Origin of the sequence: Chitinophaga sp. YR627 (assembly GCF_900114995.1) — a bacterium.
Lineage (GTDB): Bacteria > Bacteroidota > Bacteroidia > Chitinophagales > Chitinophagaceae > Chitinophaga.
The window spans coordinates 727,691-754,122 of record NZ_FOUX01000004.1 but is presented as its reverse complement, the minus strand read 5'-3'; the positions used below and the strand labels follow the sequence as shown (position 1 = coordinate 754,122).

Annotated in this window: 28 protein-coding genes; 16 read left to right on the top strand and 12 right to left on the bottom strand. The window is 41.9% G+C overall.

Features of this window, described 5'->3' with window-relative positions; genetic code table 11:
• Positions 1–50 precede the first annotated feature (50 nt).
• The gene (locus BMZ72_RS23630) at positions 51–2,648 is read left to right on the top strand and encodes a S9 family peptidase (RefSeq protein WP_089812163.1); all 2,598 of its coding nucleotides are present in this window, start codon (positions 51–53) and stop codon (positions 2,646–2,648) included.
• 52 nt (positions 2,649–2,700) lie between these two features.
• Here BMZ72_RS23630 and BMZ72_RS23625 read toward each other — a convergent pair whose 3' ends face one another.
• Positions 2,701–2,982 (bottom strand): hypothetical protein, encoded by a 282-nt coding sequence (locus tag BMZ72_RS23625; RefSeq protein WP_089812162.1) that lies wholly within the window; start codon positions 2,980–2,982, stop codon positions 2,701–2,703.
• A 1,837-nt stretch (positions 2,983–4,819) separates the two neighbouring features.
• Here BMZ72_RS23625 and BMZ72_RS23620 point away from each other — a divergent pair.
• From BMZ72_RS23620 to BMZ72_RS37035, 3 genes are all read left to right on the top strand, one after another.
• Complete coding sequence (locus BMZ72_RS23620) at positions 4,820–5,104, top strand: LytS family sensor histidine kinase (protein WP_177222911.1); 285 nt, start codon at positions 4,820–4,822, stop codon at positions 5,102–5,104.
• Positions 5,105–5,599: 495 nt separating this feature from the next.
• Complete coding sequence (locus tag BMZ72_RS23610; protein WP_089812159.1) at positions 5,600–6,169, top strand: LytR/AlgR family response regulator transcription factor; 570 nt, start codon at positions 5,600–5,602, stop codon at positions 6,167–6,169.
• Positions 6,111–6,728, top strand: coding sequence for a winged helix-turn-helix transcriptional regulator (locus BMZ72_RS37035; protein WP_089812158.1), 618 nt, complete (start codon positions 6,111–6,113; stop codon positions 6,726–6,728). Before BMZ72_RS23610 ends, BMZ72_RS37035 begins: the two co-directional genes overlap by 59 nt.
• Positions 6,729–6,740: 12 nt before the next feature.
• Here the strand turns inward: BMZ72_RS37035 and BMZ72_RS23600 are convergent, their stop codons facing one another.
• The 3 genes from BMZ72_RS23600 to BMZ72_RS23590 form a co-directional block, all read right to left on the bottom strand.
• On the bottom strand, positions 6,741–7,289 hold the full coding sequence (locus BMZ72_RS23600) for a hypothetical protein (protein WP_089812157.1): 549 nt from the start codon (positions 7,287–7,289) through the stop codon (positions 6,741–6,743).
• Between the two features lie 269 nt (positions 7,290–7,558).
• Positions 7,559–8,593, bottom strand: coding sequence for a ligand-binding sensor domain-containing protein (locus BMZ72_RS23595; RefSeq protein WP_089812156.1), 1,035 nt, complete (start codon positions 8,591–8,593; stop codon positions 7,559–7,561).
• Positions 8,594–9,269: 676 nt separating this feature from the next.
• A complete protein-coding gene (locus BMZ72_RS23590) occupies positions 9,270–10,010 on the bottom strand; it encodes a hypothetical protein (protein ID WP_089812155.1) in 741 nt (246 codons plus the stop codon).
• Between the two features lie 250 nt (positions 10,011–10,260).
• On the opposite strand from BMZ72_RS23590, the gene BMZ72_RS23585 reads away from it, so the two are divergent.
• Together BMZ72_RS23585 and BMZ72_RS23580 are read left to right on the top strand one after the other, a co-directional pair.
• The gene (locus tag BMZ72_RS23585; protein ID WP_255373275.1) at positions 10,261–10,530 is read left to right on the top strand and encodes a hypothetical protein; all 270 of its coding nucleotides are present in this window, start codon (positions 10,261–10,263) and stop codon (positions 10,528–10,530) included.
• 69 nt (positions 10,531–10,599) lie between these two features.
• Positions 10,600–11,355 carry a DUF2314 domain-containing protein gene (locus tag BMZ72_RS23580; protein WP_089812153.1) on the top strand — a complete coding sequence of 252 codons (756 nt, stop codon included), beginning with the start codon at positions 10,600–10,602 and terminating at the stop codon, positions 11,353–11,355.
• 83 nt (positions 11,356–11,438) lie between these two features.
• On the opposite strand, the gene BMZ72_RS23575 is transcribed toward BMZ72_RS23580, so the two are convergent.
• Entirely contained in the window at positions 11,439–12,419 is a 981-nt protein-coding gene (locus BMZ72_RS23575) for a VOC family protein (protein ID WP_089812152.1), read from the bottom strand.
• Between the two features lie 255 nt (positions 12,420–12,674).
• Between BMZ72_RS23575 and BMZ72_RS23570 the strand changes: the two genes are divergently transcribed.
• Entirely contained in the window at positions 12,675–12,941 is a 267-nt protein-coding gene (locus BMZ72_RS23570; RefSeq protein WP_143087771.1) for a hypothetical protein, read from the top strand.
• 121 nt (positions 12,942–13,062) lie between these two features.
• Positions 13,063–14,124 (top strand): alpha/beta hydrolase, encoded by a 1,062-nt coding sequence (locus BMZ72_RS23565; RefSeq protein ID WP_089812150.1) that lies wholly within the window; start codon positions 13,063–13,065, stop codon positions 14,122–14,124.
• 145 nt (positions 14,125–14,269) lie between these two features.
• Here BMZ72_RS23565 and BMZ72_RS23560 read toward each other — a convergent pair whose 3' ends face one another.
• Together BMZ72_RS23560 and BMZ72_RS23555 are read right to left on the bottom strand one after the other, a co-directional pair.
• Positions 14,270–14,773: a hypothetical protein gene (locus BMZ72_RS23560; protein WP_143087770.1), complete on the bottom strand. Its 504-nt coding sequence runs from the start codon at positions 14,771–14,773 to the stop codon at positions 14,270–14,272.
• Positions 14,774–14,936: 163 nt separating this feature from the next.
• Positions 14,937–15,356: a winged helix-turn-helix transcriptional regulator gene (locus BMZ72_RS23555; RefSeq protein WP_089812148.1), complete on the bottom strand. Its 420-nt coding sequence runs from the start codon at positions 15,354–15,356 to the stop codon at positions 14,937–14,939.
• A gap of 185 nt (positions 15,357–15,541) precedes the next feature.
• Between BMZ72_RS23555 and BMZ72_RS23550 the strand changes: the two genes are divergently transcribed.
• Positions 15,542–16,414 (top strand): NmrA family NAD(P)-binding protein, encoded by an 873-nt coding sequence (locus BMZ72_RS23550; RefSeq protein WP_089812147.1) that lies wholly within the window; start codon positions 15,542–15,544, stop codon positions 16,412–16,414.
• Positions 16,415–16,485: 71 nt separating this feature from the next.
• Here the strand turns inward: BMZ72_RS23550 and BMZ72_RS23545 are convergent, their stop codons facing one another.
• Together BMZ72_RS23545 and BMZ72_RS23540 are read right to left on the bottom strand one after the other, a co-directional pair.
• Entirely contained in the window at positions 16,486–17,799 is a 1,314-nt protein-coding gene (locus tag BMZ72_RS23545; RefSeq protein ID WP_089812146.1) for an alpha/beta hydrolase, read from the bottom strand.
• 193 nt (positions 17,800–17,992) lie between these two features.
• Positions 17,993–18,811, bottom strand: a complete 819-nt coding sequence (locus tag BMZ72_RS23540; RefSeq protein WP_089812145.1) for an SDR family NAD(P)-dependent oxidoreductase — start codon at positions 18,809–18,811, stop codon at positions 17,993–17,995.
• 136 nt (positions 18,812–18,947) lie between these two features.
• On the opposite strand from BMZ72_RS23540, the gene BMZ72_RS23535 reads away from it, so the two are divergent.
• Entirely contained in the window at positions 18,948–19,637 is a 690-nt protein-coding gene (locus BMZ72_RS23535) for a DUF2461 domain-containing protein (protein WP_089812144.1), read from the top strand.
• A 136-nt stretch (positions 19,638–19,773) separates the two neighbouring features.
• On the opposite strand, the gene BMZ72_RS23530 is transcribed toward BMZ72_RS23535, so the two are convergent.
• From BMZ72_RS23530 to BMZ72_RS23520, 3 genes are all read right to left on the bottom strand, one after another.
• Positions 19,774–20,565: an MOSC domain-containing protein gene (locus tag BMZ72_RS23530; RefSeq protein WP_089812143.1), complete on the bottom strand. Its 792-nt coding sequence runs from the start codon at positions 20,563–20,565 to the stop codon at positions 19,774–19,776.
• 39 nt (positions 20,566–20,604) lie between these two features.
• Positions 20,605–21,573 (bottom strand): SLAC1 anion channel family protein, encoded by a 969-nt coding sequence (locus BMZ72_RS23525; RefSeq protein ID WP_089812142.1) that lies wholly within the window; start codon positions 21,571–21,573, stop codon positions 20,605–20,607.
• A gap of 259 nt (positions 21,574–21,832) precedes the next feature.
• Positions 21,833–22,627 (bottom strand): DUF4261 domain-containing protein, encoded by a 795-nt coding sequence (locus BMZ72_RS23520; RefSeq protein WP_089812141.1) that lies wholly within the window; start codon positions 22,625–22,627, stop codon positions 21,833–21,835.
• A 75-nt stretch (positions 22,628–22,702) separates the two neighbouring features.
• Between BMZ72_RS23520 and BMZ72_RS23515 the strand changes: the two genes are divergently transcribed.
• From BMZ72_RS23515 to BMZ72_RS23490, 6 genes are all read left to right on the top strand, one after another.
• On the top strand, positions 22,703–23,002 hold the full coding sequence (locus BMZ72_RS23515; RefSeq protein ID WP_089812140.1) for a hypothetical protein: 300 nt from the start codon (positions 22,703–22,705) through the stop codon (positions 23,000–23,002).
• A gap of 59 nt (positions 23,003–23,061) precedes the next feature.
• Positions 23,062–24,003, top strand: a complete 942-nt coding sequence (locus tag BMZ72_RS23510) for an AraC family transcriptional regulator (protein ID WP_089812139.1) — start codon at positions 23,062–23,064, stop codon at positions 24,001–24,003.
• Between the two features lie 99 nt (positions 24,004–24,102).
• Entirely contained in the window at positions 24,103–24,843 is a 741-nt protein-coding gene (locus BMZ72_RS23505; RefSeq protein WP_089812138.1) for an SDR family oxidoreductase, read from the top strand.
• Between the two features lie 42 nt (positions 24,844–24,885).
• Positions 24,886–25,638, top strand: coding sequence for an SDR family oxidoreductase (locus BMZ72_RS23500; protein ID WP_089812137.1), 753 nt, complete (start codon positions 24,886–24,888; stop codon positions 25,636–25,638).
• Positions 25,639–25,676: 38 nt separating this feature from the next.
• Positions 25,677–26,030 (top strand): hypothetical protein, encoded by a 354-nt coding sequence (locus BMZ72_RS23495; RefSeq protein ID WP_089812136.1) that lies wholly within the window; start codon positions 25,677–25,679, stop codon positions 26,028–26,030.
• Positions 26,030–26,431, top strand: a complete 402-nt coding sequence (locus BMZ72_RS23490) for a hypothetical protein (protein ID WP_255373274.1) — start codon at positions 26,030–26,032, stop codon at positions 26,429–26,431. Before BMZ72_RS23495 ends, BMZ72_RS23490 begins: the two co-directional genes overlap by 1 nt.
• The last annotated feature ends 1 nt before the right edge of the window (position 26,432 follow it).

Sequence of the window (26,432 nt, the reverse complement as noted above, 5' to 3'; positions counted from 1 at the left end):
CTTCTAATTCAGGACTAGATTTCTAGTCCTGTTTATTTAATTGAAGTGATATGAACTATGCAAGAATTTTATCGGCTGTATTGATATTTTCATTTTATGTTGGGATTGCGAACGCGCAAAAAGACAACATTTTTAACATAGGTTCGTATAAAAAATGGCCATCTATAGTCTCGCCGATTCTGTCTGACGACGGACGGTTCTTTGCTTATTGTATCGAACTAGGCGGTTCAGATTCTATGTACGTTGTTGTTAGCTCTACTGACTGTAGGTGGGAAAAACGTATAGAATGTAAAAAACGCTTTTTTAATGGTGTATTTAATAAAGATGAATTCGTGTTTGCCAAGGGATACGATTCTATTTGTACTATCCCATTAAATGGAGAGAATCCTACCACAATCGGTGGATTTGGCTCAGTGGATCGTTCCGAAGGTGGAAAATATTTAATTCTCTCTGGCGATAGCGGTATTATCTTTAAAGATCGTAATGAGTCTCTACATTTTGGAAATGTCACTTGGTTTTTAGAATTGCCCAATACTACAGAATTAATGATAAAGGGCTCTGATTCGTCCCAAGCTTTACTATTGCATTTACCATCGAAAAAAAGGTTTGATACAGTTTTTATCTGCCAGAAATTTCAAAATATAGCATTTGATAAGTCGAGACAGCATTTGGCGTGGTCTACAGAATGTAACTTACCTCTCCACGACAGCTTATTTGTATTGGATATCATTAACAATAAGTTGAGAGCCATTTTGGTGCCAGATGGTTTGCATATACAAGATATTTTAGGGTTTGTCGAAGGGCAAAGCGATATGGTTGTGAGGTGGACGGAGCGAAGCGTAGTCAGGAATAGTATCGGTGCTTCAGACCCTATAATATGGTCATCCTCTGATGAAAAAATTGGTGAAAGTGGTGTGCATCCTCAATCTGAACATTATTCGATTGTGAAAGTCGCGGATGGTCATTTTGTTCAACTTGATACATCGAATGATGAATGGCTTTCTCTGAGCCAGCGAAGGGAATGGCCGCGTTTTATTTTATTATCCCAGACTGCCGGTAATTGTGATTTTAGGGAACAGTTTTGGAATAAAAGTTGTTTAAAATTGTGGTATAGAATCGATCTAAGAACTGGGATCAGAGAATCTGTACCCGAATTAAATGGTCGTAATCAACAAAACGTATATGAGTATTCTCCTGATGGGAAACTAGTCGTTTTTTTTGATTTTGATGAAGATGCATACTTCTGTTACAGTATTGAATCTAAACGGTTGTTACGGATTAGCGGTAATGTTCGGGGAGAATCTTTCGGCTTCAAGTCGATTGATAGTTTAGGTTACTTGCCGCCTAGGTCTCGAGGTATAGCAGGTTTTTATAAAAAAGAAACTGTTTTAGTCTATGGTTTTCGAGATATTTGGATGTTGGACCTGAACGGGCGTGCTGATCCTGTTAATCTAACTAATAATTATGGAAGTCGTAATGACATTGCTTTCAGTCTCTTGGATAAAGATAATTATGAGCTAGGTCTGATAAACCGAAAACTAGTTTTGAGCGCGTTTGACTATCAAACTAAGTCTAATGGATTCTATTCAATATCACTTTCGGATTCTAGGATGGATCCCGAAAAGCTGTTTATGGGTCCGTATTTATTTTATCTTCCGTTTTTTGCAGTTGGACAAAACAAGGGAATGAAACCTATTCGTAGTTCAAGCTCGTCGGGTTATATTGTTCAGCGCGAAGAACCAAACAGATCGCCGAATTTGTTTTATACTCGGGATTTTAAAAAATTTAAACCAATTAGTTCATTATATCCAGAGCAAAAGTTTAAATGGTGTAATACCAGGTTAGTTAAATGGAACTCGGATCGGGGACAGACGTTTAACGGAATATTATATATACCTGAAGACTTTGATCCGTCAAAAAAGTATCCTATTATATTCAATGTGTATGAGCAATTTTCAAGCAGCCTTAACGCTTTTGTTAAACCGGAAATGTTAACAGGCGGTTGTGTAATGAGTGTGCTTAAATTTACTTCCGAGGGTTATTTAGTGTTTCGTCCGGATATTCTTTACAAAGTAAATCAACCTGGCGAATCAGCGCTCAAAGCTGTCGAAAGTTCGATAATTGAATTGTCGAGACTTTCATTTGTAGATTCTGCAAGATTGGGTATTCAGGGATGCAGTTTTGGTGGATATGAAACTAATTATATTGTATCCCATTCGAAGCATTTTAAAGCAGCAAGCTCAGCTTCAGGAGGATCAGATGTAATGAGTTGGGCAAGTTCAAAATATATGAATCAGTTCACTTCGTTTTCATACCAGCAATACCGGATCTTAGGCAAATTTTGGGAGGATCCCAGTCCGTTTATTGCGAATTCACCTTTATATTCTGCCGCGAGTATCTGCACCCCTTTGCTTTTTTTTCACACTTCGACGGATAATGCAGTTCCGTTCAGTCAAGCGGCTCAACTTTTTCTTACATTGCGTCGCTTGGAAATGCCGGCATGGTTGTTACAGTATGGCGGAGATGCAAATCATGGATTAACTAATGCGGTACAAATTGAAGACTTCAGTATAAGAATGTCTGAGTTTTTTGCCTTTTATTTAATTGGTAGGCCCCGCCCGAAGTGGATGGGGTTGAGAACGTACTAAATTTGTCGACTTGTAATAAAGGAGACAGGACCCGAAGGTCCTGTCTTTTTCTTTACTCTGCACTGAACAAAATTGTTGCAGGGCAAGATGTTGAATTTACACGTGTAGTGTAATAGGTCGTCTGAGTGATTGCAGGTGCTTGTGGGATGGCCAGCTGAGGGTCAGTTGTGTAAGTAGTCTGCACAGCCTTAGTACACAGACGCAGTGAAGGTACTGAGTTAGCCACGTCTACGCTGTAGAAGGTGTTCAAAGATCTAGTCGCTTTGAACGCAACTGCTCCTCCGGCTACTGCCAGCAGTGCCACTGCAGAAAGAATTAATTTTGCTTTTTTCATAGCAATGGTGCCTTTTCACAAAAGGCTAAATTTAATTTTTAAAGTAATGCCTACTCTGTTCTGATGGTTTTCGGCTATCCCATAAGATTTTATGTTACTCTGCGCTGTAAATGGTAGTTGTTGGGCAGGGCCTTGTTCTGATTGGAGTCGTGTAGTATGTTGTTTGTATTATCACCGGTGCATTAGGTAATGCAACCTGTTGGTCGGTAGTATATGATACCAATGTTGCTCTGGTACATATCCTTAACGAGGTAATTGGGTTTGCGGCATCTACGGTATAAAAAAGGTTTAGGGACCTAGTCGCCTTTAGAGCCGTCAGCGTTGCAAAAGCGCTTGATAAGATGATAGCCGATAGTATTATTTTTGCAAGATTCATATATTTGTTTTAGGAATTGTTTTTATTACTTTGTTTCATCTTCTGACCTATAGATTACAGTATATGGACAATTGGAAAAAAACATTGTGGTATAATAGATACTTTGCGTGAGTGGTTTATCGTTTATTGCGTCTGCTACATTGGTCGTGTATGGTATTATCGTCGGGGATGTGCAAAATCCCAACGATCCAGTCTTATAGAAAATATACATTGTTCTACTTTTTTTCGCCGTACTCGTTTGTTGAAAAATGAAAGCCGTTCCCACAATTAATATGAACAATGACGTTATCTTGATATATCTATGAATTGTTTTCACTTTTCGTTTTTTATCGTGTACTACAAATTTTAATAGTTAAGCGTATGCATCTTATTTTACTTGGTATTATTTGCTGAATCTTTCGATGTTTGTGCATGCAGCAGAGTATATTGATGCATGTGAAAGTTGTTACCTGTTGATGTTGTTTTGTAACAAAGCGAATCCTTTGTTACAGCATGCATTTAGCCATATTGCTAAAATGTATAAGTTGTCGCCTTGTAGCATGAGCGTATTAATAACCCATTGTAGCAGTTTTTACGATAATCAATGCTTCGTTGATTTTATATGTTTTATTACGCTTTGTGATTAGCAAAGCTTGCCCCTGACGTGACTGAGGAATAAGATTAAAGTGTTGTACCTAGCTAATCAAATTCTTTGAATACTCTACTTATGTAGAATTTTGGGCATTACTGAAATTTTCTTTTTTTGATATAAGAGGTGTTTCCAAATGTTAACATCATTGTAAAACTATTTAGGTTAACTCGCCAATGTTATTCTTGTTGGCTCTTTATCAAAGATGGTGAATAATTTTGAAAATGGTTAGTCGATATCGTTGATATTCTCGATGTCCAAAGAGTTATTCGCTTCGTAGTAAATGCGCTTTGTTCGCAGTAAAGATTTGGAAATTCGCTGTGGTAATGTTTTGCTTCTGTCGTGACATAAAGTTTGATACACATTTATCGTAGATTTTATTGTCCGTTTTTTTCTCTTGTATTTATTTTTTTGAAGAGATATCGGACTTGTGTATTTGATACGACTGCAGCATTTATGTAAAAGAAGATATTTTTTACTAAAAAAATCGAATCGTTATGGTTAGCGTGCGAATTGTTGATGTTCTAAAGAATAATGCTATAATACATGTTGCTACTTGGATTGCTTACACCGGATATGTATATGGTATTAATGTTTTATCGAATTAGAACCCCGGATTGACGAAAGTTATATTCCATATTATCCCATTTAGCGCCACTTTTTATTTGAGTCTCTAGATATTTCGATCGTTTCCAGGATTAGGGCGGTTTGTGGGTGCGTTGGTATTGTGCTAAAGTTTTCTCATCTTACTTTTCTTTGGTTATTTACATGTGTATAAAGTACTGTCGTTTTGGGGAGTAAAATTATATGTCACTTATGATATGATACAATATATGCAAACTGCCTTTTTAGGATATATTCAACATTTCTTTTATTCCCTCTTTTATTTTGTTGGACGAGTATTTTATAGGAAAGAAAACAAGCTTCGGCGAATAGAGCGTGAGAAGTATGAGCTGGAATGTAAAGGGAAACAGATGGAATTAGAAAATGCCTTACTTAGGCAGCATGAGTTGCAACGGGAAAAGCAAAGCCTACTATTGGAGATGGTGTTGTTGAAGGCTAAGATCAATCCCCACTTTTTACATAATACTTTAAATAGTCCTTTTTACAAGGATTAACTGTTTCCGAGGAGTTAGCTATGGGTATTTGAAAACTTTCAATGTTAATGAGGTACGCACTTGACGATAGTTTATCTGCTACATCAGGAGTCGTTTCGGTAAGTGAAGAATATAAAAATCTGATGTTGCTCATCGATGTCTATCAGCATCGACTTGCTGGCGCCATGCAAATCGTGATTAAAAAAATGGTGATCTTCACATGCGCAATATTCCAGGTTGGTCTATGATTAACCTGTTAGAGAATGCTTTTAAATATTGTGAGAGCTTGGATGTAAATCATCCAATTAAAATTCATATTAGAATGTACCAGCGATTACCTGTCGTTTACCTGTATTAATAAAAAGAAGAAAAGAGCGTTTAATGAATCTTCCTCTGAGATTGGCTTAAATAATTTGCGAAGGCGTCTTCGACTGCTTTATCCTGATAGGCATTTGTTGGTTGTATATAACGAAAAAGAATTTTATAGTATTAACATGATGATAAATCTGATTGAAAATGATAAAATGTTTGATAATAGATGATGAACAACCAGCGATAGACGTTATTGCTTTTTATATAAAAAGGGTACTAGGTTTGGAACTGGTTGCTACTTCGACAAAAGGACATAATCTGAATGCCCTCGCTTTGCAACATAATCCTAACCTTGTTTTTTTTGATATCCGAATCGATGATGTGAGCGGACTTGAGCTGGTAGGTGTTCTCCCTGATCATATTAAGGTGATTTTTTGTACGGCATACTCTGAATTTGCAGTAAAAAGCTACAAACTCAATGCGATAGCTTATCTCATGAAGCCCATAGAGTACAATCGTTTCTTAAAGGCTGTCAGGCGAGCATATGGAACAATGACATTCCCTTCTGGTGGTGATAATGTCGATGATGACTATATTTTTGTTGAATCAGGAAGAAAGGGGAATATGGTCCGGATCAGTTTAGATGAACTAGAATATGTGGAGGGTTTAAGCAATTATGTTGCATTTTATTCTGGAAAACAGAAAATAACAACATATCTGTCTCCTCGATCGCTCGAACACAAATTATCGTCTTCCCGGTCCCTCCGGCTATGACCTTGAGCTGGAGCGACTGAATGCCATCATTTCATCAGAGAAAGGGTTTATCGCTTACTGCAGGACTAGTGATACATCGCTGGATGACGCCTATTTCACCCGTAACCGGCAATTCAATTCTTTTTATGCACCTGATCTGACTTTGACCGGCGACACTAGGTTTTGCACGGTGGGAAGTCTGCGGCTGGCCAATATATCAGCCACGGAAATGCTGATAAGGCATAATATTTATACCGGATCCCGGCATCCTGGGGAGTTACAGCGGAAGATCCCTGATGGGGACAGAAGAGTATTGAATATCCAGTTAAAAGAACTGGTGCAGCATGGCATTATTGCTAAAACAGAAAAGGCAGGTTTCCCGCTTAGCGTAGAATATACTATCACTCCTTTAGGAGAAACTTTACTGGATATCGTTTGTCAGATGCATCGGTGGGGCGAAGCACACCGGCATGAGATCTTTGGCAGTGAAGAATTTTCAGGCAAAAGGATAGATGCTAAATTCAATGTGGTGAATGGGGTGGATACGGAGAATACAGATTGTGATTTTCCGGTGTCATGAGTGTGTTTCACGTTAAATCCCAGTTCTGTAAATATTCCTGTCAGCAAAGGGATAGCGTGTGTCAAATTGCGAAAGGGCGGTTGATAGTTTTAGCTGAGCTGTTGCTTCCTGTATACAGATTGGTTGATTGAAGCCTTCCGCTTTAGTTACCGAAGAGCCTTCTTTATCCAATAGTATTTCTATGATATTAAAAGGGATGGTAAACACCGCTTTACCACCATATCTGTTCGTCCCTCCTGTTAACCCTTTTATGATAATATCGGCTCCGTTGATAAATTCTTTTATTGCCAGTTCTTCTATTTTAAAATCATCCAGTGCATCGAACGAGGTATCATCAAAATTCTGAATGAACGAAAAATCTGTGGGATCAACAGTGATGTTATTATCATTGATGCGCCACAGCCGATTGTAGCTATCACTGAGTTCAATATAGTGAGTGTAAGTTGGTGCAATTTTTTCAAATGCATAGTTGAGGCACCATAAGTTCCAGAATAAGATATGTCTCTCATCGATGTTTAGGAAATTACTTTCCATGGTCTTTAAAAAATCGTTGAATGTCATATTTCAAAACTGTAGGTGAAAGTTTTTGATACGATGCCTGTAATTTTATTTCGCAATCCCTTATGCCCTATCTTATTCACTATATCAACATGTTATTATGGGCCCGGCATCAGTGCTGCTGTCAGCATCTGTTGCGTATTCTAAGGTAAAAACAAATATTTGAACATAAAAAATGTGAAGTAGTATGAAACGATAAAATGTAGGAATAAAAAAAGCCTGAAGACCGCGAAGGCCTTCACTCCCGATGAAGTAATGCTTAGCAATACAAATTATTTCTGATCGTCTTTATCTTTAAAGCCTATGACGGTCTTTCCATCATAACGATACACTTTACTCTCAGGTCCCCTCGCTCCAATCCAGATACTTCCATCGTTAGCTTCTAACATCCCAAACAAAAAACTGTTTTCTCCTGATACTTTAATTTCTTTTACAGTTGGGTTTGTATTAAACAAGGACTGTTCTTCATAACACAAAATGCTATTCCCTAAATTAGTCCAGATATTACCTTTTTTATCTTCGATTATAGCATAAGCCCCCGTCTGAGACACCTTTGTAAAGGTTTTGCCATCATAGCGCCAAAGACCGTCTTCACCGAACCAAATGTTTCCTTTTTTATCTTCGATTATTGACCAGACACTGTTAAATACTTTACCATCTTTGTTTTTTACAACGGTAAATGGTTTTCCCCGTCCGACTTCGCCATTCAGGTGGGGATCATAAACAAACATATTTTCTCCATGTCCACCAAACCAAAGCTTGCCGGTCTTGTCTTCAAGAAGTAAACGAACATTGTTACTGGGAAATCCATCTTTTGTGGTGAAATTTCGAAAAGATTTCCCATCGTAACGGGTTGCTCCGAACCAGATATTACCGGCTCTATCTTCATAAATATGAAGGACCGTATTACTGGCAAGCCCATCCCTTGTTGTGAAATGTTGAAACGATTTACCATTAAAACAATAGATACCTGAATCTCTGGAAGCGAGCCAAAGATTTCCTTTTCTATCTTCCAGCACATCGAAGAAGCTGGGGGAACTTATTTTACCTGTTAAATTAGTAAACGATTTTCCATCGTATCGGAATACGCCCAGGAAAGAAGCAATCAAAATGTCTCCGTTCCTGGCTTGCTTTATATTTCGAACCATACTATTAGGCACCTGGGAAATGATTGAATCTTTAGTTTCGGACCTGAGATTTTGTTTCGGGAGATCTGGTATGTTTTGTCCTTCACTGGAAGTGCAAAAAAAGAACATCAGGAAAAGGGTGTAAATGTGTGGGTATCTCTTCAGGGTATATTTTATCATCCTATCAAATTTTGATTCAGCCAATTTACTTTGATATATTTCAGTGCAGGGGATTTGGATTGTAAATAGAAATGTAAACTGTGTAAATTATTGTAAAAGTGCCCTGGACCTTAGCAACGTTTTACTTAAGATCATCACTGACTGCAAAAAAGGTTGCTGCTCCCTGAGGTGGAAGATGAACGGATTGCCTCCACAACCAGCTGGCAAAGGTTTGTTAAAAGAAGTGAAAGACGATATAAATATAACAGCCAATCGCGTGAGCGATTGAAGTGGAAAGCCCGCAGGTACGAGGACTTGGAGCGGAAAGCGCGGTGCCGGAAGGCACACGCCAAAAGCATTTATTATACCTTAAAGGGTATAATGTATTGACAACTTGTCTTTTTGCCGGAATAGTGAATGGAAATGGAGGCTGATACACTGCCTTTGCAACCGTATAAGACCCGGGAAGTACAGGAGGCGTTGCTGGAAAAGACGTGGACTTGATACGCTTCTCTGATTCAGCTGTATATAGCGACAATCATGGACAATTGAATATGCCGCAATACAAAACGGACATGGAAATATAACTCCAGTATAAAGCTGTAGTAAAAGTTGGTAATGCAGTATAATAACGAAAACGGGTGGGCATTCAATTCAATGGTATCATCATAACAAAAACACTGTGGCGGTGGATGGTTTATTCTCGTTGTACTACTGGTTTTGAAATACACGTCTGCCTGGTCTTATCGAAAGAAAGTATTCCTGATGGATAAGCAGGCTTGCTAAAGAACACCGGTATATGCGGCTCCATTACAGCTATAATATCAGCGGCCTCGTATTGCTTACGGGAATAACCTTCTTTATCTAGTCCTCTTATCTGCAAGGTGACTACTAGTGTGCCGGTGCCGGTAATATCCAGCGGGACATCTGCTCCGCAGAAATGAACAGCGGGATCGATTGTCATCACTACTGTTTCTGTATGACAGATCTGTTTTGAATTGAAATCAATCCGGGTAGCGATCACTTTAATTTCCAATGCAGCTATGTCTTTATGAAGATGGATTGATTGTGCAGGGATGTGTAAAGTGCCATTTCTAAACAGTTTAGGCTCTATAGAAAAGAAACGGTCTGTTCCCGTATACTGATTAAAACGGAAACGGGTAATAGCAGCGTGATTGCCTGCTGCCTTGATCAGCAGTTTATTCAGACGGTTGATATGACCGCTATCGCAATGGATATCCAGTTCATCGTAAAAGGCGTGACGAATAAGCGCCGCTTTGCTGCTTGCTAATCCGAAGCGTTGTGCCGCACGACGGGTAGCAGGGGTTTGTCTGACTTGTTCAGGTGTGCTCCGCAGGAAGTATTTGCCTCCGCGCTCGTACCCGATCAGGTTACCCAGTTTACCGGTGAAGGTGATGAAAGAAATTTGTTTTGCCATCAGTGTTGATTTGTTTACTATGAATTTAACAAAATCGAGTAGCTTGTGAGCCGGCGATGAAGCTGACATCTGACTTGAGGCTGTAATGTGGATAATTAGCTTGCAGCTGTTGATAAAAGTAGGTTCATCTGTCCCTCCCTGGATGATATTATCGTTTCCTTTAATGCTATTAAAAATGAATGACTTATATCCCGAATTAGAAACGTATATATTCCGGTTTTGTGGAGAATTTCAAACTCATCATGAAGTTATGGCCTACAAAACAGTGCTTTATCACAATCTTTCAGATACGCCTGCTCATTTGTTGAAGCTGATGAAAGAAACGGGGCAGATAAGTGATGATCCGGAAGTCCTGGCCATGATGGTTGATGGCCGAGATGCACTGAGGGACAGGATTGTACGCCGTGTATGGGAACAGCACAGACAGGAATTATCCTTAAATCTCTGCCCTGTCTGTGGTAAGATTGCCAGAACGCCAAAAGCCCGGCAGTGCCAGTTCTGCTATCATAATTGGCACTAAAAATGCTTATTAGTGTCAAAAAATTATTCATAAAACCGATCTTCATACAACCACCATATAAAGTTACCCATGGCAGATAATTCAATTTTTTACGCGAAAGGCGATTCTCCTGAAATGATTCAGGCTTTTGAGCATGCAAGAAAGACATTTAAACATTTTTGGCGTGAACTCAGCTGGGAGGCAAGACGTATTGTTCCAGGTGTTGATCTTGCCTGTGTAAAGGTTGCATTCGCACAGCAATTCCCTGATGAGGATGAACCAACGATAGAGCATATGTGGATCAATGATGTGTATTTTGACGGTGACAATGTTAGCGGTACACTCATCAATGATCCTGAATCACTGATAAATGTTAAAAATGGGGATGCAGTTACAGTACCGCTTGAACAGGTAAGCGACTGGCTGCTACTGAGTATGGGAAAAACCTACGGTGGCTTCAGCATTCATCAGCTGCGCGCTACTATGTCTCCGGAAGAAAGGGCTTCACATGATGAAGCCTGGGGAATGGATTTCGGCGATTATAACAATATTCAGGTGGTACGCGATCAGGATACGCATCCGGAACACCTGGTAGAACATCCGATGAGCATCAATATGAAAGATGGTTTTGTGAAATTTCTGCAGGATTATCCACAGGAAATGACCAATGCGGATGAACAGGGATATACCTTGTTGCATAGAGAAACAATTGCAGGTAACAGGACATCTGTAGAGGTCATGTTGCAACAAGGAGTAGATACAGGCAGGAAAACGAATAACGGTAAGACAGCGCTTGATTTCGCAAGACAACTCAGATGGGAGCATATTATTCCTTTACTGGGCTGATCTTAATAAACTTACTGTCTTCAGACAGGAAACCCCGGTAGTATCAGCTACCGGGGTTTTTCTTATATATAGTGTAAGCTTGTTTATTTAGCTTCATCTACAAACACATACAGTTTTTGCACTTTACCATTTTCAATCACAAACAGATCCATTCCTGTTACCGCATCTGGTTTTTCTTTAGGACCAAACTGCCAGAATAAACGTGCGATATTATGATGTGCATTGATTGCTTTTACATGTGTAAAGCGGGCAGTTGGATTGTCTTTCTGTAATTTATTGACAAACTCATTGATACTGTTGTAACCAGTGGCAGTAAAGTGTCTGTCTACCATTTCAATATCTGTTGCATATACCTTTTGAGCAATTGCACTGCGCTTAGCAGCATCTTTTTCGTTCCATATCAAAAGGTGTTGTTCTACGATCGAGATGAGCTCTTTTGTATCCATTGTAGTTGTATTTAAGTTATTGACTGCTGTTTTAGGAGACCACAGTAATTCTTTTGGATGATTCTTTTCATATCCTTTCCCTTCCGGATAGGATACCAGTTCCATTTTAGCGCCCCAGGGAGTTTCAAAGTATACCCACGTTTCACCTTCGGTATCACCCATGGTGGTATGGAAAGGTTCTCCCAGCATTTTTACATTTTTTGATTTCAGGTAAGCCACCGCGGCGTTGATATCTGTTGTGTAAAATGCAATGTGTGTTGCGCCGGCATCATCACCACCAGGTTGTTGCCGGGTGCCTTTATTATTTTCATAATAGAACAGTTCAATATTTGCTCCGCTACCTGCATGTACCATTTTGATAGATACGGCGCCTGTACCTGACTGCATATGATTGGCCGTTTTCCATGCATCATTCAGTGGTATAGGTCCTATCTGGGTAACAGGCGTGAAGCCCAGTACATCGGTAAAGAAGGTAACTGCCTGCGACATGTCCGGAACGTTAACGCCGATGTGGTCTATACCCAGAATGCCGGCTTTGGTTTGTGCTGATGCTGTTTGTATTGTGCCTAGTGTCAGTGCTGCTATCAGTATTACGATGCTATGCTTTAAACCTTTCATGATTCTTTATTTTTGTGTTGTTATTGTTTGTGCTATTGACAACACAAATGTCCGCCGTTCTGAGAAATTGATACATTGACATATGTCTGAAAAAGACATTGACAAAAATCAACGAAATGATAATAGTTACCAATCAACCGGATTTAGTATTTTGCTATTATGGTTAAGTATTTATTGCTTTTATTGACATTACACTCATCTCCGCCTCTGAAAAACATTTACAGGAGGCATATTCAGTATTGTTCTATAGTTTATGTGCAGGATAGAAGCTGGAAACTTGAGTTGCAGAAGGACTCGGTGTATGTGATGGAAGCAGAAGGATTTGGTGGTAAAAGATCTCAACGGGATCCCCTGCTGCGCACTACAGGCGCGTATAAGGTGAATGGAGATACACTGAGGTTAGTACCCCGTGGGACACACTATCAGTATGCGTATCTGATAAAACAGGGAAAACTCCTGGCGATCAATCCCTATTCAGAAACCATCCGTGGCTATACCTATACGGTTACGTTTTTTGAATAATTCACCCCCCACAAATGAGCGTTCACTGCTTTAATTGATTGTTTTACCCGGATTACCTGTTACGGATGCGATAAATCGTCTTTCTTTACTGTGCTAATGGTATTTTAAATCGCATCGTACTATGAGACCTCTTTTATTACTTGCATTGTTCTTATTTTTTGCCTGTTCGAAAAGCAACCAGAGCGAGCCTGCAACTCCAACTGTAGATACTACAGTGACTTATATTGATGATGACCTTGATGGTCCTATCGGCCGACCGGCAACAGGTTATGGGAAGGATGGCAGTTATACGGTAGCAAAAGTTAGTTTTGCCAGTCCTGCCTATGCAGGAAAACAGGTGGAAATCTTTTATCCCAAAGAAGCGACAGGCGCCCGTCCGGTCATATTTTATTCACATCCTTATGGTGGAGAAGAAAGCGCGTATAACATCGGGTTATATGAGTTTATCGCGAAGAAAGGTTATGCAGTTGTCTTTGCCCCTTATCCGACAACCGGCGTTACGGTTGATGAGCGATATAATACACTCTGGCAGAGTTTTAAGGCAGCAGTGACCAATTACCCGGAAATTATCGATACCCGTAAAGTGGGCTTTATGGGGCATTCTTTTGGAGGAGGCGCATCCTTCGCACTGGCTTATCGGGCTTTTACAAAGGAAGGTTGGGGAAATGATGGCCGCTTTATATTTTCTATGGCACAATGGTATTCCTATCAGCTTCCGGATTCACAGTTACAACGATTCCCCGCCAATACGAAACTGATCACGCAGGTATATAATGATGACGTTACAAATGATCACAGGATGGCGATAGATGTGTTTAAGCATATCAACATACCTGCGGCAGAAAAGGATTTCATCCTTGTAAAAAAGAGCGTATTATCTACGTATACATATACTGCAGAACATGACCTGCCCAATACGCGTTCTGCTTATGATGCGTACGATTATTATGTGATATACAGACTCCTGGACGCTATGATCGATTATAGTTTCAATGGTAATACAGCCGCGAAGAATGTTGCGTTGGGAAATGGTGCTGCGGAACAGGTGACCTTACCTTCTTACCGGGGACAGGCATTAACGCCATTGGTGGTGACCGATAATCCCAGTCCGTCGTTTTTACAAACTAAATATACCTTCCCCTGTAATTCTTCAGAGAATCCGAGGATTGGTAATTGTCAATAAGTGATTGTTGTAAACGTCGCTTCCGGTAAACATTTAGCATCCGGAAGCGACGTTTTGTATATGCTGGTCTTTAATGGAGATAAGCTATCTGTACAGCGCAGTGTCAACAAAGTGAAGTGTTGCCCAGGAACCGTATATAGCTTGTTTAGAGAGAATGCAGTTTACTGCGTTGCCCTCTTAGTTTGAATATCTGGTAAGTGACTACCGCCAGGAAAACAATTGTGAGTGACAAGAGTACAGGTTTCATAGCCGGATCGTCCGGACTGGTAGCATATGGATGGCCCAGGGGGACGCGTGTCAGCGTTTCAGAGAAAGCCGGTACAAGTGAGAAATATAATGTTGTCGTTAGTAGAATGACCTGCGCATACAAGCCTTTCTGTCCGAATAGTTTGATAGACCGGGCATAATAAGCCAGTGGCAATATGATCAGGATCAGAATGCCCAGGAAGTGGCCTGGTGAAGGGTGTCCCGATTTCATGATAGGAAATGCGCTTAAACATGCAAGGACAGTCAGCAGGATGTACAGTTTTCCGGACTTTGTCTGCGGGGTAATAATGCCATGTGAAAATAAGGATGCGAAACCGGGAATGAGTGCCAGTACACTGATAACTGTGTGTACATAGCCTAATGTTGTGAGTTGGATTGCCATGATTTTTTTGGTATTAGCGAAAGTGAATATTGCAATGGTAATGCCAGTAGGCAAGTGTTTGATATTCAGTTTTATGAATAACGGTGATCACTTATTGAATGTTCATATACGGCTAATTCCTATTCAGGCTTGCGAAATATCGTGAGGGCAACGTTTTTGTACACTATCCCTTTGCAACGGCTGCCCTTAATTTTTCCTGATATTTATTGATGACACCCTGCTTATCGGTCTGTAATGCCTGTAGTAGTGCTTCATAAGGGCTGTAGGGATGAAATTGTGAGCCCCAGATGATCATTTCCATGATCATTGGTACCAATGTAATCCCTTTTTCGGTGATACGATAGATCAATTTTGACTTTTTATCTGTCGCCGTTTGCTTTGTAACAAAACCATGTGTTTCCAGTGTATTTAAACGGTCAGCGAGTATATTGGTAGCGATCTTTTCATAAGAGCCGAGAAATTCCCCATAAGTGGATTTATCATCCAGTATCATATCTCTCAGTATGAGCAATGTCCATTTATCGCCAAGAAAGTCGAGCGTATAGCTAACAGGACAATCCGAACGGTGTTTTATTTCCTTCATAAAATATTTCCTATCTATTTACTTGCATTTTGCAAGTAAATACCTTTACCTTTGTAGTACTTGCAAAATGCAAGTGAAGTTATGCATAACCCTGGAGGTCTAAAAATTTAATTACAAATAATTGATTACCAGTTATGAGTGCTGCCGGCGCATGGAATGATTGGGCGTGAATAAAGCATTATATCATGGCAAAACAACGATATCTGATAACAGGAGCGACTGGCTACACTGCTGGTTATACCATTCCGGCGCTGCTGGAAAAAGGAGTAGATGTAAGGGCATTTGTGCATAAAATAGACAGCCGTTCGGAGAAACTGGAAAAGATGGGTGTGGAGATCGTACAGGGAGATCTGGAGGACTTTCACACTGTCAGTAAAGCAATGGAAGGCATCACCAATGTATATTATATCTATCCGATACTGACACCGGGGATCTTAACCGGAACAGCATACATTATTCAGGCCGCGAGGGAAGAAGGCGTTAAGAGCATTGTGAATATGTCGCAGATATCAGCACGACGTGAGGCAAAGAGTCATGCTGCACTGGATCACTGGATGGCGGAGCGAATGCTGGACCTTTCAGGATTACAGGTGACGCATATCCGGCCAACATTTTTTGCTGAATGGTTACTCTATAGCGATACCGTCAAAAAGTACAACAAGATCATCCTGCCTTTTGGTAAGGGACGCTACGCTCCTATTGCTGCGGAAGACCAGGGACGTGTGATAGCCGAATTACTGACGCATCCTGAAGGACATGCAGGGAAGATCTATCCTTTGTATGGTCCGAAAGAATATGACGAATATGAAATAGCAGAGATCCTTACGGATGTGTTGGGACGTACGATCACCTATGAAGAAGTTGATATCCGCACGTATGAGCAGATCATGGGAGAGATGGGATATCATTCACATTTTATCCAGCATATCACGTCTGTTGCACAGGATTGCAGAGATGGTGTTTTTGCAGGGACTAACAGTGCAGTGAAAGATATTACCGGCAGAGAGCCATTAGGCATAAAGGAGTTCATTATTAAACACAGGTCTTATTTCGAATAAGGAGCGTGTTTGTTTTTGTTTCTGAAAAAAAGATGGCTGTTGCCCGTGTTGACAGGTAACAGCCTCTTTATTTACAATCTGTTCTCCAGGAATTTTTTAATATCCTTTTGTCTGGGATAGTCAGGTAAGGTTGGAGGCTGATCATTCAGAAATTCCAGTATGGACTGTTTTACCAGCTGATTGTTGTTATGCAGACCATTCCAGAGGATATGCCCCGCATTTCTGATGTATTGGCTCCGTGTGATATTCGGATTAATCGCCAGCAGGTCCATAGGCGCATTTCTGTCAATGTAGGAGCTTTCTCCCAGCATCAGCATGGTTGGTACATGTACCTTTTTATAGTCTTCCGCGAGATGCTGATCATACAAAGGCACCTGCTGCGGAATGATACCTACCAGCGAAAAATTGATCACGCTGATATCAACTTTCGGTATCTGATTGCTGTCGGCCGCCGGGAATGAATTACGGAAGATCTTTTGCGTAAGGTCTGTATGTGCAGCGAAATAGTTGATCACTTCATTTTGTGTGGTAAATTCTCCTGCAGGATTTACCAGGAATCCCAGAAATATCCTGAAAGGCATATCTACATTGTCTTTCAGGGCATTGGGCGATTTTGCATATACAGGGTGCTCTGCTTCTTTTACGGTAGTGCCGGGTTCTGTAATAATCGCTTTTGCTATTCTTTTGGCGATAACGGTGTTAGCTGTCAATTGAGCCAGCATGGATGCGCCATAAGATTGTCCGATGACAATATATTGCCGTGCATTGATCTTATCCAGGATCGCTTCAAAGTCCTGTATATTCCGTTTATGTGAATACGCTGATTTAGGTAGTTGTCCACTTCTTCCCGCTCCCACCTGATCATACAGGTACACATCATAACCTTCTGCTGTAAATGTGGAGAAGAAGTCGACCTCCAGTTGTCTTACATAAGCCCCCGGACCGCCATGAATAAAGATAATGGGTGTTTCTTTCCTGACGACACCTGGTTGTGCATTGAACTGATAATAGGCAATCTTGCTACCCGTTTTTAGCAACCAATATCTGGTAGTGACACCGGGTAAATCGGAAGGCATTTTTATGGCCTGATCTGATGCAACGGGGACAATTGTATAAATGACAAATACGATAAACGTCAGTAAGACAAACAGGCAGGTAAAAAGTCTTGTCCGGGAGGATAACCATCTTAGTCTGTGAAATAACCAGCCGGTGGCGAATACGATAAGCAAGGTGATACCGGCGGCCAGTTTGCCCTGGCTGATGCCGTTTGTAAAGACAATGCAGAGGCCATAGAGAATGGGCAATACAATCAGTGCCAACAGGAGTTTCAGTAAAAATGCAATACGGCTTCCGGTCCTTTTTTTCCAGGAGATTACTTGTGTCATATACTAATGGTATAAAAATGATAGAATACTATTTCTACCTGGATGTAGGTCTCATTTAGTGAGCGGATATATAAGGAGGCACGAAATTATTGCATGTTTTCTATATTTCAAAAAAGGGGATAAGGAAACAGCAGCCGGATGGCGCAAGTCATCTCCTTCAGCTGCTGTTTGTACATATATTACCGCGAATTGATCATCCATGTGCAGCAACTGCTACATCGTTCCATTCTTCCCAAACGGAGAGTCGCTGTTCGTATACCTGTTTTACGACAGGCAAAGCTACTTTACCCATAAAGAGGCGTAAAGGAGGATTCGGACTATCTATCAGTTTCAGTAAAGCCTCATTGGTGGCTTCCATTTTTCCGAAATGTTCCGGTTTTACATTTGTCTTAATGGCTTCTCTTAACGGGTCATACAATGGCGTGTGTTCGGTCTGCGCATAAGAGGAACCTCCCCAGAATTCTGTCGCATAACCATTAGGTTCTACCAGTGAAACATGAATACCAAAGGCTTTTACTTCAGCTGCCAGTGTTTCGCTCAATCCTTCGACTGCAAATTTGGAGGCTGTGTAGACACCTAATGTTGGTAATGTGGCATGTCCCAGGAAACTGGATACCTGGATAATATGTCCGCTTTTCTGCTCACGTAACACTGGTAACGCTGCCTGGCTTACCCATAATAAACCGAAGAAGTTTGTTTCCATCTGTTTACGGGCCTGTTCTTCTGTTGTCTCTTCTATCGCGCCCTGCAGACCAAAACCAGCGTTATTGATGACTACATCAATACGGCCAAAATGTGCTTTTGCTTTTTGTATGGCAGTAAATGCTGCTTCTCTGCTGTGTACATCGAGTTGTAAGGGTAAAATAGCGTCGCCGTATTGTTGTACGAGGTCATTGAGTGTGCTGATATCTCTTGCTGTAGCGACAACTTTATCACCGCGTTTCAGCAGGGCTTCTGCCCATGATCTGCCGAAACCTCTGGATGCGCCTGTTATGAAAATGATCTTTGACATTGTTTCTTATTTTTAAATTGATAGGACAAAGCTACATGCGCGACTGGTGGGGAAATGACGTAAAAGTCGGATTTACTTATACATTTTTACGTGACGGGGATATTGTACCTTTATCCGGTTATTTAAAAATGGTTTTATGGCAAAACAGGCAGTTGTTACTAAATCGGTATTTGATTTTCTGAATAAATTAAAAAACAATAATAACCGCGAGTGGTTTAATGCGAACAAGGATACCTATCTGGGAGAGTTAGACATTGTGGAGCAGTTTGCAGAAGGACTGTTACAGGAGCTGAAGGCGCATGATGAAATCGAGACTTTATCAGGTAAAGACAGTTTGTATCGCATCTATAGAGATACCCGTTTCTCGAATGATAAAACACCGTACAAACAGCATTTGGCAGGTAGTTTTAAACGGGCAACAAAGTATCGCCGGGGAGGTTATTATTTCCATATAGAGCCAGGTAATACCTTTGTAGCTGGTGGTTTCTGGGGACCGAGTACGGAAGATCTCAGACGTATCAGAGATGAAATTGCTTTTGATCCTGCTCCGCTGCGTAAAATACTGAAGGCAAAGACGTTTGTATCTACTTTCGGTGGTTTGCAGGGAGAGCAGTTAAAGAAGGCGCCAAAGGGATTTGATCCGGCACATGAAGGGATTGATCTGCTGCGTTATAAACAGTTTATTCTGAAGAAGGATTTTCCGGATGAGGTAGTGTTAAGCGGGCAGTTCCTGAAAGAAATGAACAGTGCATTTAAGCAGATGCGTCCATTCCTGGATTATATGAGTGATGTGTTGACGACTGATATTAATGGAGAGTCTTTATAAATAAGTACGATGGCGGCACAAGATGCCGCCATCGTACTATATGAACATTTAGCGTTGCTTGTTGTACGCTGATGTAGACAAGATTAGTTGAACTACACGAATAGATCATTAGCGAAGTCAGATTTAATATAACTCCTTATTGAAGGAGCTGGAGTATATCGCCTGTGTGAATAGCCCCCTTGCCATTGTGTAAGAGGTTTTGTCCGAAAAGGACCTTTTTATTCCGGGTTCTGTAACGTGCGAGTGTACGGAGCGGTTCCTGTCCCTTGACGGCAGATTGCTGATCGACGGTGGTCATCACGCAACGTCCGCAGGGTTTAACACCGAAGAAGTTGATATCGCCGATCCTGAAATGATTCATTTCATCTTCCTGGAAGGGAGTACCGCCGGTAAATACAATGTTAGGCCGGAAGCGGTCCATAGGGACAGGTGTTTCCAGACGGTCGTTCAGTTCATCCAGGGATGATTGTCCGATGATCAGGAAAGGATAGCCGTCCGCAAAAGAGACAATCTCATCCTGCTTAGCATATGCTGTTTCTACTTTCCGGTGACTGTTATCCGGCATGTATACGAGTCGGACAGGGAAGCCCATTCTCTCAGAAAACCATTGATTGGCTGCCGGACTGACAATCGTGGCCGGACAGGTGTCATCCCAGACAGTTACCTGTTCTACGATGGTCGTGAGGGGTTCAAAGGGGATTGTAAACGCGTCTTCCTTAAAGTGAACAAGGATACCTTCAGTTGACAGCTGTAGTTTAAACAATGCCATTACGGTATGCTCCCTTTGTGTCAGGAAACGGTTCTGGTCATCAATCAACATCCACCTACGGTCATATTTAAAACCGCGGTCTGTAATATCGGCTTTCTCCAGGGCGATACCGCCGAGAGATTTTACAGGGTAGATGAATAATTGACTGACTTGTAACATAGCCGCGAAAGTACAATTAATCCCTCACTTCCGGCGGGTTCAGGAAGCAGGGACGAATGTGCCTTTAACGATTTTGGTGATGGTCAGGATCAGCAGATAAACAATGACAAAAGAAGTGACGGCAAGTAATAATCCGGCTACAAGCTGGTGACCGATGGCCATGCTGTGTTTTGTGTAATTAAGTGTGGCGATGGTCGTAGCCGCCAGCGGAAAACTGACAGACCACCAGGACACACGGAAAGGACAGCTTTTAGGAATGAGTATGATCTTGCTGGCGAGTAGCAGCAGGAGGAACAGGTTGAAATAAAGGAATACGGCGGCTGTAATATCCATTGTACCTGACAGACCGATATAACTGTTGAAGGCGAGGGCGAAAGGACCTGTAAGGATCAGTAAGGTGGGTTGTACCGGTTCCGGCAGGGGCGGTTGGAACATGAGACGGGAGATGATGACAACCAGGAGGATGACGGCGAAGAGCAGGCCGATACCAAAGAACAGGAGGCATATTTCCCGGGAGCCAGGGAAAGAAAAACGGTTACCGATGATAGGGACATCCAGTGTGCCCACTACAGGGAGTACCCATGCAGGAACAGCACTACCAGGATCCTGCTGATGGTCCATCCACTTTTTCAGTACAAACCAGGCGAAGCCAAACATCAGGATAGCGCCGGTTGCCCACATGCCAAGCGCCAGTTCCGGGCTATAATTTAACAGTATGCCTGGAAGTAGCAGGATAGACACAATGAAGGTGGCAAAGAAGCAGATGGAGGTAGGGTGATTGAATTCTGTTTTTATCAGGGACATGTACCTGGTGCATTTCACACCGTAGGTGATCGTCAGGGAGATGAAGGCTATAAGAGCTGTAAGGCCCAGTATTTCGCTTATTACGATCGGTACCTGCCAGACCTCATGTGCGATCCGCCAGGCGAAACTGAGGCCGCAAAGGCCCATTACGCCACCGAAAAGACTCACGGGAAGGAATTGCAGGAAAGAAGGACGGGAGGACATAAACAGCTGATTTGTTTTCAGGAGGAGTATAATAATGATGCCGTTATTGCGGCGTGTTGATTATTAGTGAATTAGGTGGGTGGATGGATGAAAGTGGCAGCGGGATATCGCTGATAAGTGAAGATAAAGCGGTATTTCGATAAATGAAAATGAGGTATATAAAGAGGCGAAAGTACCATCAGTAAATAGCACTTTCGCCGCGTAAGACTGGTAAAAATGGAGAAAAGGTAAAACTACCGCAGCATACCTGCAAGCTGACTTAGGATATACTGATCACCTCTCTGTCCGGTGCTATCAGAGATACCGAATGCTGACAGGTCAGTTTTGAACCAGGGGTGATCCCTTCTACGGTGTCCCCATCCTGAATGACATCCCCTTTATCAAAGACATAATAAGCGAAATTCCAGAGCAGCGTTGCCACTGTTGATGGATTTTCATTGGTAAAACGAAGCTCAAAGTCCGGCAGACCGAAAGTATGCAGTCCGATGGTGTCCATGAGCATTTCCTTGTTAGCCGAATTCGAAATATTGAACAGGCGCACATTCACCAGCGTGTCCAGTAAGCCCGTTTGCTCGAATATCTGGTTAGGAGGAAGGAGTTTCTCCGCAGGAAGGGAGTAGACCACGTCCGGCTGGGTGACGGTAATGACAGCCCTTAAAAAGTGCATAAACAGCTCATGTCTGGCTTTATAGGGTAAAGGCCTGGTCATGAGGTCATTGATCAGGAACTCGTACTGACAGGTAGCAGCTACTTCAGCAGCGGCAGACCAGTGCCAGTTTTGTTGTAAAACCTGCTCTGGTATCAACCCGATCTTGTTTACGGGCATGATGGCACACTGTGCGTGTACGGTGGCGTCGGAGAACTCAACCGGCAGATTCGGGAAAGTAAATAACATATTCCCGGTGTTTTCCACCGCGGGATAGGATTTTTGCAGTTCTTCCAGGATGCGGGCGTAATGAATGACGGGTTGTTGCTTGAACAACAAACGGCAACCCAGCATAGCAGGCATATTGGCTACCGCCATAGGTGATTCAGGTGTGTTCGGAAAGTTCATAGGCGACTAAATTAATAACATCTTGTCACGTTTTTCCTTCCGGGGCTGTCTTAATATCAACAAAAGATAATTTATATGATAGTTGTAAAAGTAACTTATACAGTAAAAGACAGCTTTGTGGCAGATAACAAGCAGAATATCAATACTTTTCTGCAGGATTTTAAAAAAGTGAGCGGAGATTTCAGGTATACAGTTTATTCAAAGGATAACACCTTTATCCACCTGTCACATTTTAAAGACCGGGATATTCAGACAGCCGTACTGGAAGTACCCTCTTTTAAGGCATTTCAGGCAGCAAGGGACGCCAGTGGACTCATAGGCGAACATCATCTGGAAGTACTGGAGCTGGAAGGGACCACTGCCGATATTTTCTAATATGTTGTGTCGTAGGGAAGGTTTTGTAAATTAGCAAGGTCCAAAATCCATGACGGCACATGAGTAAGCATAAACAAGTAGACGCACCCCCCGTTTTTAATAATCTGGTAGAAAATTATGACCACCTCGGACTGCCCGTCGAACTGATAGATCCCAAAAATGACTTTACTATTCATAAACTGAATGATATCCACCATGAGCTGCCGTATAAATCCCCGGTCTACAGGGCGAATTTTTACTCCTTTCTGTTTGTAAAGAACGGACATGGAAAGTATACGACCGATGAACTGGAGTTTGGTACGGAGCCCGGGACTATCTATTTTACCAATCCCGGACACTATAAATCCTTTGAGTGGAGCAGCCTGGAGGAAGTTTTCCTGGTAACCATGAGCGAATCTTTCCTCAAAGAGAACGTCCACGCCAATATCTTCGAGGAATTCCCCTTTCTGCTGGCCGAAACAGTCCCGCCAAGAGTGCTGAAGCCCGAAGTATATGCCGAAATTGAACCTTTATACCAGCAGATCTACAAGGAGTATTTCTCCACCTCCCCCTATAAGAATAAAATGATGGGGAACCTTTTTGTAGTGATCCTGCTGAAAATAAAAGAGTACTTCTGGGAAGACTACAACCCTATATATGAAGGTAACAGAAGCTCCCAGATCGTAAAAACATTTAAACGCACCCTGGAAAAACATTACCGTGATCTCAGCACCGGAAAGGCGACTAAAGTCTTCCGGTCGCAGGATTATGCTGCCGAACAAAACCTTCATCCCAGCTATCTTAATAACGTGATTAAATCCAAGACGGGTAAGTCCGTTACCACCTGGATCACTGATAAGACGATCACAGAAGCCAAGTCCATGCTGCAGAATTCCACTACGCCTATTAAGCAGATCGCTGATCAGCTGGGCTTTGCTGAATCGGCTCATTTCAGTAATTATTTTAAGAAATACACCGATATGACTCCCGTATTATACAGAAAACAACTCTCCAAAGGCTGACCTTAGTTTTTTACAACTAATAGTGTAAAACTTGTATTTTTTTGGCGTGCTTATGTTACACCTTTGTTATGTCAACAACGACAATAAAAACAAAGAAACATGAACACACTAAACGAAAAAGTAATTTTAGTAACAGGCGCTTCAAGAGGTATTGGTGCTACAATCGCAGCTAAACTGGCTTCAGAAGGTGCAAAGGTAATTGTTAACTATGCCGGTAATAAAGATGCCGCAGAACAGGTGGTTAACGACATTAAACAAAACGGTGGAGATGCTATCGCATTACAGGCTGACGTTAGTAAAGCCAGCGATGTAAAGCAACTGTTTGATGATGCTATTGCACACTATGGCAGAATTGATGTACTCGTGAACAATGCCGGTATTATGATCAACAAACTGCTGAAAGATACCACCGACGAAGACTTCGACCGGATCTTCAATATTAACGTAAAAGGTACCTTCAATACTTTACGTGAGGCTGCTACCAAACTGGCTGACAAAGGATCAATTATCAACTTCTCCACATCGGTTAACCGTATCATGTTGCCTACGTATGCCACTTATGTAGCTACGAAGTCAGCAGTAGAACAACTGACCCGTGTATTTGCAAAAGAAATTGGCCCAAGGGGTATCAATGTAAACTCTGTATCTCCCGGCCCAACTAATACAGAACTGTTTACCACAGGTAAATCTGATGAAGTGATAGGCCGTCTCGCGTCTCTCTCTGCGTTCAACCGTATCGGTGAACCAAACGATATTGCTGAGGTAGTCGCTTTCCTTGCCAGCGATGCAGCCAAATGGGTTTCTGCACAGAATATCGGTGTAAATGGTGCTATGGCTTAATAGCACCCCTTATTTCTTAAATCATTAAATGAAGTGTCAATCATGAATAGCTTAAAGAATAAAGTAGCAATAGTTACAGGATCAGCAAGAGGATTAGGTAAAGCCATCGCAGAACGTTATGCAGCTCTTGGCGCTGATATCGTAGTGAATTACTCCAGGGATAAAGCATCCGCTGATGAAGTGGTGGGTAATATCAAAGCCATGGGTGGAAGAGTGATCGCTGTACAGGCAGATGTAAGTAAGGTAGGTGATATCGGGCGACTGTTCAGCGAGGCCAAAGCAGCCTTCGGAAAAGTGGATATCGTAGTGGCAAATGCCGGTATCGAACTGGTAGAAACCCCCGTGACAGATTTCACCGAAGAACAGTTTGATCGCGTATTTTCTATCAATACCAAAGGCTCTTATTTCACTATGCAGCAGGCTGCCAGACAGGTAGAAGACAATGGCCGTATCATATATGTAGCCTCCAGCACCACATCTTTCCCGGTACCAGGGATGGCTGTATATGGTGGTAGCAAGACCACTCCCCGTTACATGGTAGATGTCTTGTCGAAAGAAATCGGTCACAGAGGTGTAACAGTGAACTCTATCATACCTTTCGCTGTTGATCATTCTGGTATCTTCGTGGATCCCGCAGCATATCCTGAACTGAGAAAACAATTGCTGGATAGTTGTCCGATGGGCCGTCTGGCAGAAGTAGAAGACGTTGCGAATCTCGCAGAGTTCTTCGCAAGTGACCTCTCTTCATTCGTTTCCGGTCAGCATTTGCTGGTAAATGGCGGTGCCACAAACTAAGTTTCCCCGCGATCTGTTGATGTAAAAAAATAGCAACTATGTTCATCAGAATTTTCAACACCCTACTGATTCTCTTCATCGTATTCATGGGTATAAAACAGGGCTGGGCCATGGTCTCGGGTAAACCGGAAATGGCACAGCTGCTCGGCCGCTTTCAATTCAGCCGTAACGTCATGCTGATCATTGGACTTGTTACCTTACTGAGTGCCGTATTGATCCTGTTCCCGGGGACCTTCGTTGCAGGTAATTTTCTGATGGCCGCCTCTATCCTGCTGATCATATGTTGTGAGTTATCATTAAAAGATCTAAAAGGCGCTGCTATAGAACTCCCGTTTCTCCTGATGAACCTGGTGGCTATTTTTCTGCAACATCCGCTCGCTAAAGCAGATTAATGATGAAAAGATTGCTGAGTACAATTCTGTTTGTAATACTTGCACTGACTACGTTCGCGCAAACAACATCTAAGACAATGAATACGGATAAACTAACCAACACGACCGTTAGGAAAGCGATAGACGCACTACAAAGTGCTGATAGCAAAGCGTGGTTCGCATTGTTTACGACAGATGCGATCCTGCACGATGACGGTAATAAAATGGACTTCCGCAGTTTCTTTGAAAAAGCATTGGGGCACGACCGTTTCACCAGTATCGACAAGGTAGAGAATAACGGACTGGATATATATGGTCACATCCACAGCGATCACTGGGGAGATTTTAAAACCTATTTTAAGTTCCGGATCAACAGTGACGGTAAGATCGACCGCCTGGATATCGGACAAGCCAGTTACTGAT